Source organism: Hungatella hathewayi WAL-18680, from assembly GCF_000235505.1.
In the GTDB taxonomy this organism is placed as follows: domain Bacteria; phylum Bacillota; class Clostridia; order Lachnospirales; family Lachnospiraceae; genus Hungatella_A; species Hungatella_A hathewayi_A.
In genome coordinates, this window is the sequence record NZ_JH379027.1 from 3,463,742 (window position 1) to 3,478,368 (window position 14,627).

Sequence of the window (14,627 nt, forward strand, 5' to 3'; positions counted from 1 at the left end):
AAAATTTCGGTTATGGACCCCCATGACAGCGGAATTCTGAGCGGATTGATCGAGGGGCTTCGCCAGATTGGGGGTTGCTCTCCCTTTCAGTACGGTGTCCACGCTTCGGAAATCGCACCGGAGCGCTGCTCCAAACTCACCGGTGTCCGGTATCTGGCTGAGCGGATGCAGTTATCCGGAGAACAGGTTCTCGCCATCGGTGACCACACCAACGACTGCGAACTGCTGACCTATTCCGGGGCCAGCGCAGCTGTGGGCAATGCGGTGGCCCCGGCCCGTGAATGCGCAAAATACCAATGCAAAGGAGAATATGACGATGGCGTCATGGAAGCAATCCGGCACTACCTTCCCTTCCTCCCGTAGCTCCATGAGGATATCCGTCAGCACCCTCCCCTTCTGCGGACTTGCCACCAGTCAGTTAGAACACCTGCCACCTGATATCGGGATAGAACTCTTATGTGAATGTGGTAATGACTATTTCTGGGATTCCCAGATGGAAGTGTGTATGAGACACCGGTCCGGGCCGCTGACCGTCCACGCCCCCTTCCTCCATATGAATCTGGCTTCACCGGATTTGCCGGATGCGTGTGTGGTTCAGAATTTCACCTGGACCTTTCAACTGGCGGCCCGCCATCACGCCCGCTATCTGGTTGTCCATCCAGGAGGAAAGGTACTGCCCGGTACGGACACCGCGCTGGCCAGGCAGGTGTCCTTTCGGCGGCTGGAACTGCTGTCCCACCTATCCGCGCGCTTCCAAGTACCTGTCTGTATCGAGAATCTCGGTTCCTCCATCCCCAGCCAGATCTTGTATCCGCTGGCGGAATACCTGATGCTGTTTCAACAGTTTCCATGCTTTTTTGCCCTGCTGGATATCGGCCACGCCCATCTGGCCGGCTGGGATATCCCCCAGGTTATCGCCGCTCTCCGTGAACGGCTTCTGGCCTGTCATCTCCACGATAATCACGGGATAACCGATGAGCACGGGGTTGTGGGCAGCGGCTCCATTGACTGGGAGCCCATCGCCTCCGCCATCAAAGCAGACACCCCCGATGCCATTCTTGTCCTGGAATATGAGGATATCACGATGGACGATCTCTTGGATAATATCCCTGTTATCCGAACCCTCTTCTCTCTTTCGCACTAAACTAAAAATGGGAGTACGGCCGATATTCACCGGCTGTACTCCCGCGTTTTGCGTTCACAATTGCTTTGATTTTATTTTCCCATCTCCTGTTTGGAAGAGAGCACCACATGAAACTGAGTATCACTGCCATTCCACACGGTCACGGCATATTCTACCGGCTTTCCCTCCTGGTTCATGTAGATAGAACTGATTTTCAACGCTAGAGACAGGGCGTTTGCGTTCAGCATGTGGGCCATCACTCCGTCCATGGATATGGCCTCGATATAATTTTCGATAGAAGAAAACTCGATCCCGTAGCGCTGCTGCAACGTATCGGTAATGCTGTCATTGACAAGGCGCTCCTTCGCCATCCCCGGAACCATCGCCTCGGGGAACCAGGCGCGGTTGACCCCTATGGCCCGGCCCTTTCGCAGAAACAGCCGCTCCAGATATACCACCGGCGTTCCCGGCTCGATGGCGAGATGATTCAATATCTGCGCGCTGACCGACGTCGTAACGGACAGCTTGATATCAGCGGCAACAATATCTGACTTCTTCTTGATACCAACCTGTGGGATAAATAAATCCTGTATCACAATTCCCGGGTTACTTTTTACAAAGGTTCCCTTCCCACGCTGCTTGTCAATCAATCCCTCGCTCTCCAGTTTCGCAAGCGCCTGACGGATGGTAACGCGGCTGGCCGAATATTCCTCCGACAGCTCTCCCTCAGACGGCAGTTTATCTCCGATGCACCATTCTTCCTGGGAAATTCTCGCCAAAATATCAGAAGCAATCTGTTGGTAAACCGGCATGGAAGAATGACGGTCAACTTTGTGGTTTGTGGAAGTGTTCATATCCCTTTCTTTTTCCTTTCAGATACGTAATGTTACTTATTTAATACAAGTATACATGTAAGCGCATTAATTGTAAAGCAAACTTCGCCCTGTTACTTCCTCCATAACAGGAATTATCTCCGCAGCGCCCCGGCGGCCCACCACCATGGAGGCCGCCATGGCCGCTGTCTCAAGAGCCGCGGCCGCATCCCCGGTCTTTTCATAGACAGCCAGAAAATATCCGGTAAACGTATCTCCCGCGGCAAGAGTGTCCACCGCCTCCGCTGGAACGGATGGCTGCTCAATGCGTTCCACACCGTTTGAGAATATACTTCCCCGCTCCCCCAGCGTCAGCACAATCCGGCTCTTTGGACACCGGCGGTGTAGGGCAGCCAGAATCTCCTCCACCAGCATCTCGCCGGACAGCGCCTGGCCTTCCGCCTCATTGAGAATCAGAATATCGACCTCCTCCAGCGGCCACTCCCGCATCCCGTCACACAGAGGCGATGGATTCAACACCACGGTACAGCCCTTCTCCTTTGCCAACCGGATGATCTCTGGAACATGGGCAATCTCATTTTGCAGCAGCAGTGTATCCTCCCAGGAGATTCCTTCCATCAAAGCCCCTATTTCCTCCGGAGTAAAGCTAACCTCATCATTCGGCACTCCGATGATTGCCGTGCGTCCCTGCGGAGTCATCTGAATTACGCCATGATTGGTATAACCGTTTACCGGAACAATGTGGGAATCATCCACCCCCTTCGACGCCAGCAGCTCTCTTAAGGAAGATTCCTCCCTCTGTCCCACCTTTGTGATGAAGATCGGATGTTCTCCGGCACAGCGCAGGGCAACCACCTGGTTTAATCCTTTGCCGCCCCAGGACTCCTCATAGCCGCGGCAGTTCATGGCCTCCCCTTCCTTCACCACATTTTCCACCCGGTATGTTCTGTCAAGATTCACGGCGCCGATGCAGATGATGTTACCGGCCCCTCCCATCTAACCAATCTCCGGAATTTCATCCCAGAACGGAAGATAGGTGCGAATCTGGCCGGAACCTCCTTCATATTTTTCCTTTAAGGATTCAAAATACGGGTCCTCCCCCGTCCTCGCAATCTCTTCATACTGCTGGTACAGATGTGGGTAATTCTCCTTCACATAGGCAAGAGTTTTCTCGTTCCACATGGTGCCGGGACGGATGTCCAGCTTGGCAATGTGAACCGGAATTCCCGGCAATGCCGCCGCCATCTTCTCCACATCCGTGATACCTGGCATCACGGGGGATACCGTGGCGCAGATATTGACTCCGTTCTGCTTCAAGGTATTGGCCACTTCAAAAGCCACATGGGTCCCCGTCTCATTGAATTCCTTCACAATATCAAGGCGCGTCATCTCCATAATCACCATCACATGAACCCCAGGCGCCGTCAGCAGGTCCAAATCCCGCAAAATGATGTCATTTCCCCGGGACGCGGAGACGGTGACATCCATCTCATGCTCAAACAGGAGCTTTAAACATCCCCTGGTCAGCTCATACTCCCGCTCAATGGAAGTATAGGGATTGCCCTTCCACCCCAGACTGATTTTGGTGTGCTTTGGAATGTTGTCAATCTCCGCCGCCAGCCGCTCCACAACATCTGTATATACCGTAATCTGGTTGGCCCATTCCTCGTCCACCTGCCAGTAGCAGTACGGGCACACCAAATCACAGCCGTAGTAAATATTTAACAGCCACTCTCCCGCCTGGTTTTTGTGAAACAGCTCTTTCGTCTTTACCTTATTAATCTTCATCCGATACGTTTCTCCTCTCCTAGATAGCTTCGGTTTTGCTCCGCCAGGTTTCACGCCTGCGGCCCTTACTCTCCACGGACCGACACCAGGACCTTCCTCTCCCGCGGACCGTCAAATTCCATAAAGAAAATCCCCTGGGAACCCCCGCGCATCACCGCTCCGTCTGATATGATCAGCGTACTCTCCACGCCCATCATGGCGGACTTGATATGGCCTGCCGCGTCCGTGGGCGTGTCAAACTGATGCTTGAAATCGATTCTCGTAGGTATCAGCCGGTCCACCTCCTCCATCAAATCCTCAAATCCCGCCGCGTCCATGCGGGACGTAATCACAATGGAGGCGGTGGTGTGGGGACAGTACACTGTGCAAAGCCCCTCCTTCACCCCGCTGGCCTTTACAATCTCATCGATTCTGCCGGTCAGTTCCACAAGGTCATCCTTTTTATCTGTCTTTATCTGAATCTCCTGAATCATATCTACCACATTCCTTTCTGAACGGAATCAGAGAATTTCCACCCTGCTGTCTCTGATGCAGCGGGCCCCATCGGCAATGCTCCACACCCCCTTGCACCCGCGGCCGTCCTCCTCGCCGATGAGATTCGCGATATGGTTGGCCAGAAGGGACACCGGGGCAAACTGGGTTAAGCAGGAATTCATATAGTACTCCGTAACTGGCACCGCTATGCTCCGGCCCGGAAGTTCCACCTTCTCATCTCCTATCACCAGCAGCGGCCGGCCCAGCTGCGCGGCATATCCGATGGTCTCCCTGGTTCTGCTGGCGGCCGGATTGCGGCTGTCAGCGAATATCACCGTTCCAATCTTTTCCGTGTTGCGGAAAAAGATATGGGTGTGGAGCCAGTCCTCCGAATTTTTGTAAAAGGAGTACCTGCCCAGCTGTTCCACCACCTTCGCGTGGGCATACCAGGCCGCTCCATATTCCATGCCGGTGCCCACGAAGTCAAATGCCTCCAAATCCATCCAGCTCTCCGCCAGCTGCTTCATGCTGCTGTCCATATCCGGCAGCGCATCCTCCAGCTGTCTGGCCTGGGCCATCATATCATACCGCATGCTCATGGCGGTATCCATGGGATAGCGCCCCCGCACCTCTCCGATGCGGATGGCAATCAAAAGCAGCGCCATCAGCGACACCACATAGGAGCGAGTGCCGGGCGCCGGCTCGAAGGGAGGCACCTCCAAATCCAGAACACGCAGGGCGGATTTTGCCAGTTCTGACTGACGATTCCCCGTCACCGCCAGCGTAAATGCCCCGTGGCTGCCAGCCCGCTTCACCGCCTCATTCATCCGCACCACACTGCCGGAGTTGCTGACCGCAATCACCAGCGGGTTGTTCGGAGACGATCCAAAGATAAAATCCGGGGCAGTCCGGCTCAGCTCAATCGCCGGCACCGCCTCCACCGCCAGACCGGTCAGTTCCATAAATGCATCCTTCACCGCCAAAGCCGCGGCATAGGAATCCCCACAGCCGGTGATGATAATCTGACGGATTCCAAATATCTCCGGCGTGCCAAGAATGGTGCGCGTCTTCGGCTCCAAATCTTCATACTGCTGCCGGATGAGTTCCGGCAGACTGTACACCTGATGTATCAGTCCAAAATTTGATTTCATATGTTTGCTCCCAAGTTTTCTACATTGATAACAGATACTCTCCTGTCTTTACGCTGTATTCCAGCGCGGCGTCAACCAGTTCCTCCGGAATCTTTGAGGTATAGCGGTGAATTTCATAGGTGAAATCTCCACCGTAGCCAATCTCCCGCAATATCCCCACCATCTCTTTCCAGTCAATGCCGCCAAAAAATGGCAGGATGTGGTCATTGTCGATGCCGGTCTGGTCCGATACATGGGTGGCCCTCAGTCTGTCTCCGATTCTCAAAAGCCCTTCCCGCTGGCTCTGTCCCATGATGTCCGCATGTTCAAAATCCCAGCAGGCGCCCACCCACGATCCCGCAAAGGCGCTGCACGCGTCGATAAGCTCCATCAGTTCTTCCGCATTTGCCGTGTACCGCCTTTGCGGTCTGATCGCCTTGTCCCAGAGATTTTCGATAGCAATCCCCACATGGTGGCTGATTGCAAAATCCAGCAGGCCTTTGAAATACTCCAGATTGCGCTTTAAGGAAACCAGACGGTAATCGTCCGCGTCAAATGCCGTGCCCGCGTGAATGACCACCCAGGGAATCTCCATGATTTCCGCACACAAAATACTGCGCAGGACCGAAGTCTCCCAAAATTCACGCTCCGGCAGATTTTTCTCACAAAAGTTATAAAAACTTCCATGGGCCTGGCTGAAGGTCAGGCCCAGTTGGTCTGCCAGCATGCGGATATCTTCTATCCAGGCCCGCCAGTCATCCGTGACGAAGGCGGACCTAAAGCTGGTACAGTCATAAAAGTTTAAATCCATAACCCGGTAACCGGCCCGGGCGCACCGGACCATGGATTCCTCCACCGTGGCAATCCGCCCGTCCGGCCGCCGCAGATAAATATTGGTTGAAGTTGACAATCTCATATTTTTTCCGTCCTTCGGCCAGCCCGTCACTGGTTGCCGCGGTTGTACTGCTCAAACGCCAGCTCACAGGCTTCCACCACCTGCTTCGTGGCCCCCTGGGCATCCAGTTTCCCGTCGGACATGTCAGTAGCGGCCGTCTGTATGATGGTTCCAATCTCAGAAGCCATATTTAACACCGGTTCCTGAGTCGTAGGCAGTGCCTCGGCATTCTGTTCCAGGGCAACGGCCAGCGCCGGGGTTTTCTCAATGTAGGCTTTGTAATCCGGCAGTTCCTCCGAGTGAATGTTCACCGGCAGATACCCCGTATCCATACTCCATTTCGCCTGAACCTCCGGGGAAACCGTGTACATGATAAATTCCCAGGCGGCCATCTTCTTCGCCTCATCGCCCTTGTCAAACATTCCCAGAGACGCCCCCGCAATGGCGGCTCCGCCCTTATCTCCTTCATCCATCACCGGCAGTTTGGATACACACCAGTTCATATCACCGGCAAGCTCGCCGATGGCGGTAATTCCGGCTGAGGAGCGCAGCAGCATGGCGTTCACGCCTGTGGCAAAGCCCTGGTTCTGGCTATCCCCGGAGTCGTTGACCGTCCCCTGCTCCGCAATCAGTTTTTCCCAGATTTGATACACCTTCAGCAATTCATCCTCACAAGTAATCTTGCTCACCAATCCGTCACGTCCATTGTTGTTGTCTGCAAACTGGGTGCCATTTTCCCCCTGGGCGCTGATCATATCGATGACTTCATAGCGGAACATCCGAAGATTCAGCCCGTAGCGTTCCACCTTGCCATTTTCCACTTTTTTCAGTTTTCTCGCGACATCTACCACCTCATCCCAGGTCTTTGGAATGTCCGCCTCTGTGAGGCCCGCCTCCGCATAGGCGTCTAAGTTGTGGAACAGAAGAATGGTGGATGCGTTAAACGGCATGGACAGTTCCTTTCCCTCATAGGTATAGCACTCCAGGGCGCTGCCAAGCAAATCTTCTCTGGACACCAGGTTACTGCCCTGCCCCCACATGTCGTCAATGCACACGGTATAGTCCGTGGCTGCCAGCACCGGCAGAGATGCATTGTAAATCTGGCACACATCAGGCATATTTTCCTTATCGTTTGTCTGAATCAAAGTCTTTAACTTTACCGCACAGTCGGAACCCTGGAAACAGTCCACCGCCGTAATTCCAAGCTCTTTGCCTCTGGTCGCATTAAACTCCTCAATCAACGCACTCATCGCTTTGCCGTTGGAGCCCTCCATGGAGTGCCAGACATCAATACTTACCATTTCTTTTGGTTCCTCCGGCTGGCTGGCAGTCGTGTCGGCCATCTCTGTCTGACTCGTCTCGGGAGCCGCTGCCGCCGGCGTCTCAGAGCCCTTATCAGCAGAGCTGCCACACCCCGTCATCAGAGACGCGGCCATAGCCATGGTTAATAACAGTGCCAATTCTTTTCTCATCTTGATTTCCTCCTCTTCTTGTACCTTGTGATTTGAGTTCCCCAGTTCCTCTATTCTTTCACGCCACCGGCCATCATTCCGGCCACTATCTGGCGTCTGAATACTAAAAACAACAGTAACGCGGGCAGCAGCACGATAATCGAGGCCGCCATAACCGGTCCGTAGGAATTGCCATCCGCAAAATTCAGCATGGTAATTCCCACCTGAATCGTCCGCATTTCCTTCTTATTGGTCACCATCATGGGCCAGAGATACGTGTTCCAGGTGGACATGAAGGATGTAATCAGCACCGTGAGCAGTGTCGCCGTGTTAGATGGCAGAAGTATTTTCCAGAAGAAACGGAAATTGGAACAGCCATCCACCATAGCCGCGTCGCGGATACTGGACGAAAATGTCTTGAAGCTCTGCCTGAGCATAAAGATATTCATGCCTGAGACCAGGAAAATAGCCATCATGCCCAGATAGGTATTAATGAGGTGGGCCCTGGCCACCAGCTGGTAGTTGGCCGCCAGCACCACATCCCCTGGAATCATAAACGTGCCGAGAACCAGAATAAACAAAAAGTTCTTCCCTGGAAAATCCATAAACGCAAATGCAAACGCGGCAAGGCTGGCCGTCAATACCCTCACAATACTGGAAACCGCCGATATCATAAAGGAATTCAGCATAAACCGCATCAGGGGCGCCGTCGTCAGCGCCGTGCGGTAATTCTCAAGGGTCCAGCGCTCCGGGATAATTCCCGCGTCCCTGGAAAATATCTGGGACGGTTCCATAAAGGAGACAAAGAACGCGTAAATCACGGGGAACATGACAATCAGGCCCATCCCTACGCACATCAGCTGATAAAACCAGTCGCCGGCCACCCGCGCCGCTCTCTGGCTGGTCATTCTTCTTCCCTGCTTTCTCAATTATAGAACACCCCTCTCTTCTCATAGATAAATGTCAGGACCACCGCCACCATGGTGATGCCAAAGGCGACAATCGCCGCCGGATAGGCAATATTATAATTCTGGCTGTCCGCAGCCGCCTTGTACATAAAGGAAATCATGGTTTCCGTGGACATGCTGGGACCGCCGTTGCTTGTCAAAATCAGGGACAGCCCCGACATGGTCATGGCCTTTGCCAGGGAATTGCATATGAGGAAAAACACGGTGGGTGAGACGAGAGGCAGCACAATCCTGGCCGCTTTCTGTACGGTGTTCGCTCCTTCCACCTCCGCGGATTCCAGAATGTCCTCCGGAAGCCCCCGGATGGCTGACAGCAGAAACAGATAATTAAATCCGATGTTCATCCATACCCGGATGATAATCAGCACCCACATGGCCGTCCGGATGTCCTGTAACCAGTTGATATCCAGATTCATCACACGGTTGATGATGCCTAACATCGGGTTGAACATCAGCTCAAATATCATGGCGCTGACCGATGCGGACATGGCCATGGGCAGGGAAAACAGCGTTTCGTACAGCGGAGACAGCTTCCGCTTTTTGCTGGCCGCCACGGCGAGGATAAATCCAACGCCGACGGATAAGGGCACCGCAAAAACAGTGAATTTCAGCGTGTTCCCTATCGCTTTGATGAAGGTTGGATTTTTAAAGAGATACCGGTAATTTTCAAACCCAATAAATTCCCGGATTGTGCCCATGCTGTTCGTCAGAAAGAATGATTTGAAAATGGATATCCCAAAGGGATAGTAGACAAACAAAAACATCAGCGCAAATGCGGAAAGCAGATAGAGATACGGCTCCACTGCTTTAAATAGAGATTTTTTTGTCTTCATAGAACCACCTTTTCCTTTCTCGGTCCCGTTCTTGTTATATTGTATTAATGTTAACACAAGCATACTTTATTGTCAATACACAGTTATGGGAATTTGCGGGGAGGAGGAACGGAAAAAGCGGAATTTCCGAACAACAAAAAAGCCGGAAATCTGAATGGCTGGATTCCATTCAGATTCCTGGCTTGTGATATGAGATAAAGGTTAGAAAATACTGGTCATAAGATACCGCAAAAACGGAACAATCACTCCGGAAAATATATTCACGAATATGATAAAGAATACAATCATGGCAATGGGCGATATCGTTTTCTTTTCCCGTCCGCTCTCTCCCTGGCCGGTGCCAGCGCCGGTGGCGGATGGGCGGCTGGTGGCGTCCACCTGGCGGGCGCTGGTACTGCCGTTCTGGCCGGCAGCTTCGTTGTAGTCCTTCAATGCCTCCGCCAATCCGTGAAGACCGGTTCTGCCGATATCCTTCATGGCTTTCATGTACTGTTCCATGTTCTCCGCGTTGACAGACTGCATGGGATTATTCACTCTCGGACGGTTTGGGGTGGCCTCCTGCCGGGGCATGGATACGCCTGCACGGTTATAGTCCGTGGGCTGATTGGGCACGGGCTGGCTGTGGCTGCGCTCCTCATTGAGAGCGGCACGGCTGGACAGGGAAGACTGGTTCGGCACAGCGGCCTGGTGGGCGCCGGACGAGGTCTGGTATCCCCGCATCTCATCACTCTGGTGATAGGTACAGTCCGCCTCATGCTCCGGGTGCCTCTCATTGAGATAATAAGTCATCTCCCGGACAAACGGTTCTTTTATGTAACTTCTGCAATTGGTGCAGAAATGCTTGGACATCATCTTCTTATCACAAATCGGACATACGTATATGGCCATACTGATTCCCCTTTCCGGACTAACTGGATTCCACGCTGCGCGTTCACTGATTAGCTTAAGCATACCACAAACATCCGGAGATTACTATCAAAATATATCCTTGACTTTATCCAACGTTGGATATATACTATACTCATTACTATCCAACGTTGGATAATGTTGGCGCCACTGATGCCACTGGATAGAAGGAAAGGTGATTTTATGATAAAAGTACTGATTTTATATTATCTGAGCCTGAAGCCAACCCACGGCTATGAGATTCAGAAATTCATCCAGGCCAGCCATATGGACAGCTGGACGAAGATTCAGTCCGGCTCCATCTACTACGCGCTGGCAAAGCTGGAGAAGGAAGGGCTGATTACCCTGGTGGCCGAAGTTCCGGCCGGTGGGAAAATGCGAAAGATTTACGAGATTACCGCCAGAGGGCGGGAGGAACTGAAAGACCTGGTGCGGGAGGAGCTTGGCCGCCCCATCTGCGATACCGGCTCCGATAAGTTTATTCTGTACCCGCTGCTAGCCGTCTCCAATGAGGAAGAGATACGTCGGGTGGTTCAAGCCCATATCGACGGGCTGGAGCAGAAAAAGGAGGACCTTCTCCGGTGGCAGAGCATTAAGGTAAACAGCCACACTCTGGAGGTGGAAAAGTTGTCCTTCGAGATGATGCTCTCCAATCTGGATTATCAGATTCGGTGGCATCAGGCGCTGCTTTCGCAGCTGGAACGCTGTATGGAGGACAGCGGGGAAGTCGCCGAACTCATCAAATCCTACGACTTCTCTAATTCGGACGCGGTGGACAGCCATAGCGTCACAGATTTGGAACAGTTGAAACAACGTACTATGAAGAACCGCGATGTGTGAGAACCAGTCCTGCTTCTCTTTTTGGGAGCGGGACTCTCTTACCGCCCTTGATATCCAACCTTGGATATGTATTATGAGAAAGGAGTATCTTATGATGAAACATGATAAAACAAACATTGCCGTACTGATGGGCAGTCCCAGAAAAAGAGACAGTTACCAAATCTGCCGGTTGATCGAGCAGAGTTTTCATTCGACACCTGATGTGACATTTGATTATTTGTTTTTGAAGGATTATCACATAGAAGACTGCCGGGGATGTGACCAGTGTTTTCAGAAAGGGGAGGAATTTTGCCCCTGCCGGGATGATTTGGGAATCCTGAAAGAAAAGCTGCTGGCGGCGGACGGAATCATTTTCGCCTCGCCGGTGTATGCCTGCCAGATTACCGGGAGTCTGAAACGGGTTATCGACAGACTGTCCTACCTGTTTCACCGGCAGGAACTGGTGGGAAAGCCGGCGCTCACAGTCGTCACCACCGGAGGCGGCGGGCTGAAACCGGCCGGGAGTTATCTGAAAATGACGGCCTGCGGCTGGGGATGCCATCTCATCGGGGAGCTTGGCATCATGTCGCCGCGGTTCTTTGAGCGCAGCCGGGAATCGGCCCCCGCCTTCGGATACGACAGACGGTATCACGAGGCAGAACTCCGGAAGCTGAAACGGCTGGCAGGAAAATTTGAGGACGCCGTGAACAGACAGGAACTGCCAGTTCCCTCTTTCTATGACATTTTCATGTTTCAGTGCCTGCGGAGCAAAACCTTTGTGTCCGAGGTGGATTATGAATACTGGAAAATGCATGGATGGCTGGAAAGCCGGTATTACTATGATGTTAAGATGAATCCGGCCAAAAAGGTGTTTGCCAGAATGATGAAAGCCTGCATAGATGCTGTCGCAAGGCGAATGTTGGGGACCGCGATGCCGCAATAAAAGATAGAACCAGAAAACCCGGTCTGCCCATTTACTGCTTTGGGCGGACCGGGTAAGTTGTCTGGTAAATTTCGTATGCGTCAGTGGCATCGGGGCTGTATTGGCCCTGGAGGTCCACTTTGGCGAGAAGATTGCCATTTTCGTAGATGACGTCGGTCAGGATGCCGGCTTCTATGAGGTAGCCCATCAGCTCGTGACAGCGGCTGCCCTCCTCCACGGCTCCCGCCTGCATGTAGATGTAGTCGGTTTTGGCGTAGGCCAGGTACTCGATGAACGCGTCCATGGTCTTGACCAGACGCACATTGCCCCAGGTCGAGGTAATGTCGTCATAGGACTGCACATTGCAGGGAAATGCAAACACCTGGGGATGGTTTCCCACGGCGATGACGCGGGTGGTGGAATCGGCCGCCAGGATGTTCCAGATGCCGCTGCTGCCAAGGGCCATCATCTCCTGATGATGCAGCTCCCGGTGGTTAATCCGCCCCTTGTTAAGAACAGTGATGGGGGTGTAACCCAGGCTCCAGGCCCAGTTGGACACCATGGTGACCGGGACATTGAGAAGGAGAATCGGCACCATCAGGATCAGGATTCCCTTTCTCAAGGCCACGCCGCGGATTCGGCTGAGGAACACACATCCGTATAGAACCAGGAAGGTATCCAGCAGCATAAAATAATTTCCGTCTATCTGCCCCAGCATCGCCAGGCTCACAAGGCATACCAGGATAAATGGAATCATCACGGTATGGGCGTACCGGGCCAGGTTTTGATCGGAAGCAGTTATGGTATCACCAGCCAGCCGTCTACTGCCTGTATCCATCTCAGCTGCGTCATCTGCCAGGCTTCCGGGCACGGATACCACAGTGCCACCGGCCCCTGCATTTCCCTTCCTTCCACGGGCAAACACCGCCAGCAGAACCACCGCCGCCAAAAAGAACAGCAAAGAGGTCCCCCAGGCGATCACCACATGGCTCATGTTCTCCCCTACCGGGTACAGAAACATCCGGCACAGCGTATCCAACAGATAGCTCCAGATACTCCCCTCCCCCGCGCCGCTTCCATTCAGCGGCAGCACGGAGAACGGATACTTCAGCCGGAAGCCCAGTTTGAGAAAGATAGAGGAAAATACGGACGTCACCGGGATTCCCACCATGATCATCGTTCTGGCCCAGATGCCTGCCAGGGCGGTAAATGGAACCAGCAGCGACAGCCACTCTCTCACCGGCGCTCTCAGCGCCAGCTGCCTCGTTCCCAGCAGGTAGAGGACACTCATGCCAAACACCGCTGTGGAGAATACCACCGCCGTCGGTTTCAGCGTCCATGACAGGAAACAGGCGCCCAGGCTGGCGATGAGATATCTGGCCTGTCTTTCCTTCAGATAGTGAAGCATAAACAGCACCATGACAAGCTGTACCAGCAATGTGGCCGTATCCGTCTTCGCCGTGATACTCATATTCATCACCGCCGGAATGCTGCTGACACAGGCCGCGGCCAGCAGGGCGCCGGTCCGGTTCATGTAGAAACGGCCAATCCGGTATACCGCCGTCAGAGCCAGCACCGCCATCCAGATATTGAAAAAGATCAGATAGCTGTGGGACGCCAGGTCCGACAACGGAAGCAGCAGCGTCTCCAGCCCCTTCGGATATGTATAGACCAGCCCCACGGAGCCCATATTTTCATAAATCCCATGGCCGTTGTCCAGAATGTACGCGGAGCGGACACCGTACCACAGACTGTCAAAATCCAGGCTGATGCCCATGCGCCCAACCTGGATGAGTACCATGACTATCATAAATACCATCAGCAGGGACTCCCAGCCGGTCAGTCTCGGCGCTGGCTTCCGATCCACTGATTTCCTGCCTGCTTCCAAAACCGCTGACCGGCCACGGCCGCCGTCTGCCCTCTCATGCATCGCCCATCCCCGTCGCAGTTTCCGCACCACTTCCGGCCCGACGCAGATGCACGCTCCGATTCCCGTCACCGCCACCACTGCTTTCAGCACACCAATCCTCCCAACGCCCATCACGGACATCAGGCAGAACAGTATTATCACCGCACCAAACCCCAGCAGAATATCCCACAGCCACCCATCGTTCATCTCATCATCCGTCATCCCAGCACAGCGGGTGCGAATCAGATATCCCACAAGATAGAGATACGCCAGATATCCCCCGGAAACCACCATCGGCAGGAACACCACATGACACCAGGCGAACACCAGGCACAGAATCCCTGTCGCCACGATTTTCGCCTGCCGGTTCTCCACAAAAAGCCAGACCACCCCCAGTATCAGGGCCAGTCCGGCCGTCTCCCCTATCATGTTCCAAAATTCCGGCTGTCTGATATGCCAGCTGTACACCCCGTCCAGGAACAGCCCCTTCACCGGGACCGCCAGGCAGAGGACACAGACCAGGCATAATACCAGCCAAACCATTTTCTCTCTTCTCGTCACAACGCACTACCCCTA

Annotated in this window: 15 protein-coding genes; 4 read left to right on the forward strand and 11 right to left on the reverse strand. The window is 53.5% G+C overall.

Features of this window, described 5'->3' with window-relative positions; all coding sequences use genetic code 11:
• Together HMPREF9473_RS26340 and HMPREF9473_RS15835 are read left to right on the forward strand one after the other, a co-directional pair.
• On the forward strand, window positions 1-363 hold a 363-nt coding region (locus tag HMPREF9473_RS26340; protein ID WP_006781164.1), incomplete at its 5' end, for an HAD family hydrolase.
• On the forward strand, window positions 317-1,144 hold the full coding sequence (locus HMPREF9473_RS15835) for a sugar phosphate isomerase/epimerase family protein (protein WP_006781165.1): 828 nt from the start codon (window positions 317-319) through the stop codon (window positions 1,142-1,144). The genes HMPREF9473_RS26340 and HMPREF9473_RS15835, both read left to right, overlap by 47 nt.
• A gap of 71 nt (window positions 1,145-1,215) precedes the next feature.
• Here HMPREF9473_RS15835 and HMPREF9473_RS15840 read toward each other — a convergent pair whose 3' ends face one another.
• The 10 genes from HMPREF9473_RS15840 to HMPREF9473_RS15885 form a co-directional block, all read right to left on the reverse strand.
• Entirely contained in the window at window positions 1,216-1,977 is a 762-nt protein-coding gene (locus HMPREF9473_RS15840; RefSeq protein ID WP_006781166.1) for a GntR family transcriptional regulator, read from the reverse strand.
• A gap of 66 nt (window positions 1,978-2,043) precedes the next feature.
• Entirely contained in the window at window positions 2,044-2,952 is a 909-nt protein-coding gene (locus HMPREF9473_RS15845; RefSeq protein ID WP_006781167.1) for a PfkB family carbohydrate kinase, read from the reverse strand.
• On the reverse strand, window positions 2,953-3,744 hold the full coding sequence (locus tag HMPREF9473_RS15850; protein ID WP_006781168.1) for a radical SAM protein: 792 nt from the start codon (window positions 3,742-3,744) through the stop codon (window positions 2,953-2,955).
• Between the two features lie 65 nt (window positions 3,745-3,809).
• Entirely contained in the window at window positions 3,810-4,217 is a 408-nt protein-coding gene (locus tag HMPREF9473_RS15855) for a secondary thiamine-phosphate synthase enzyme YjbQ (protein ID WP_006781169.1), read from the reverse strand.
• A gap of 27 nt (window positions 4,218-4,244) precedes the next feature.
• Entirely contained in the window at window positions 4,245-5,369 is a 1,125-nt protein-coding gene (locus tag HMPREF9473_RS15860; protein WP_006781170.1) for an SIS domain-containing protein, read from the reverse strand.
• A 19-nt stretch (window positions 5,370-5,388) separates the two neighbouring features.
• Window positions 5,389-6,264 (reverse strand): sugar phosphate isomerase/epimerase family protein, encoded by an 876-nt coding sequence (locus HMPREF9473_RS15865; protein WP_006781171.1) that lies wholly within the window; start codon window positions 6,262-6,264, stop codon window positions 5,389-5,391.
• Window positions 6,265-6,290: 26 nt separating this feature from the next.
• A complete protein-coding gene (locus HMPREF9473_RS15870; protein WP_006781172.1) occupies window positions 6,291-7,715 on the reverse strand; it encodes an ABC transporter substrate-binding protein in 1,425 nt (474 codons plus the stop codon).
• A 50-nt stretch (window positions 7,716-7,765) separates the two neighbouring features.
• A complete protein-coding gene (locus HMPREF9473_RS15875; protein ID WP_242830817.1) occupies window positions 7,766-8,623 on the reverse strand; it encodes a carbohydrate ABC transporter permease in 858 nt (285 codons plus the stop codon).
• Window positions 8,620-9,495 carry a carbohydrate ABC transporter permease gene (locus HMPREF9473_RS15880; protein ID WP_006781174.1) on the reverse strand — a complete coding sequence of 292 codons (876 nt, stop codon included), beginning with the start codon at window positions 9,493-9,495 and terminating at the stop codon, window positions 8,620-8,622. The genes HMPREF9473_RS15875 and HMPREF9473_RS15880 overlap by 4 nt, the downstream gene beginning before the upstream one ends.
• Before the next feature lie 201 nt (window positions 9,496-9,696).
• Window positions 9,697-10,383: a hypothetical protein gene (locus HMPREF9473_RS15885; protein ID WP_034858532.1), complete on the reverse strand. Its 687-nt coding sequence runs from the start codon at window positions 10,381-10,383 to the stop codon at window positions 9,697-9,699.
• Window positions 10,384-10,584: 201 nt separating this feature from the next.
• On the opposite strand from HMPREF9473_RS15885, the gene HMPREF9473_RS15890 reads away from it, so the two are divergent.
• Window positions 10,585-11,241: a PadR family transcriptional regulator gene (locus HMPREF9473_RS15890; RefSeq protein WP_006781176.1), complete on the forward strand. Its 657-nt coding sequence runs from the start codon at window positions 10,585-10,587 to the stop codon at window positions 11,239-11,241.
• A gap of 91 nt (window positions 11,242-11,332) precedes the next feature.
• Window positions 11,333-12,163 (forward strand): flavodoxin family protein, encoded by an 831-nt coding sequence (locus tag HMPREF9473_RS15895; RefSeq protein WP_006781177.1) that lies wholly within the window; start codon window positions 11,333-11,335, stop codon window positions 12,161-12,163.
• A 31-nt stretch (window positions 12,164-12,194) separates the two neighbouring features.
• Here HMPREF9473_RS15895 and HMPREF9473_RS15900 read toward each other — a convergent pair whose 3' ends face one another.
• Window positions 12,195-14,612: an ArnT family glycosyltransferase gene (locus HMPREF9473_RS15900; RefSeq protein WP_006781178.1), complete on the reverse strand. Its 2,418-nt coding sequence runs from the start codon at window positions 14,610-14,612 to the stop codon at window positions 12,195-12,197.
• Between the last annotated feature and the right edge of the window lie 15 nt (window positions 14,613-14,627).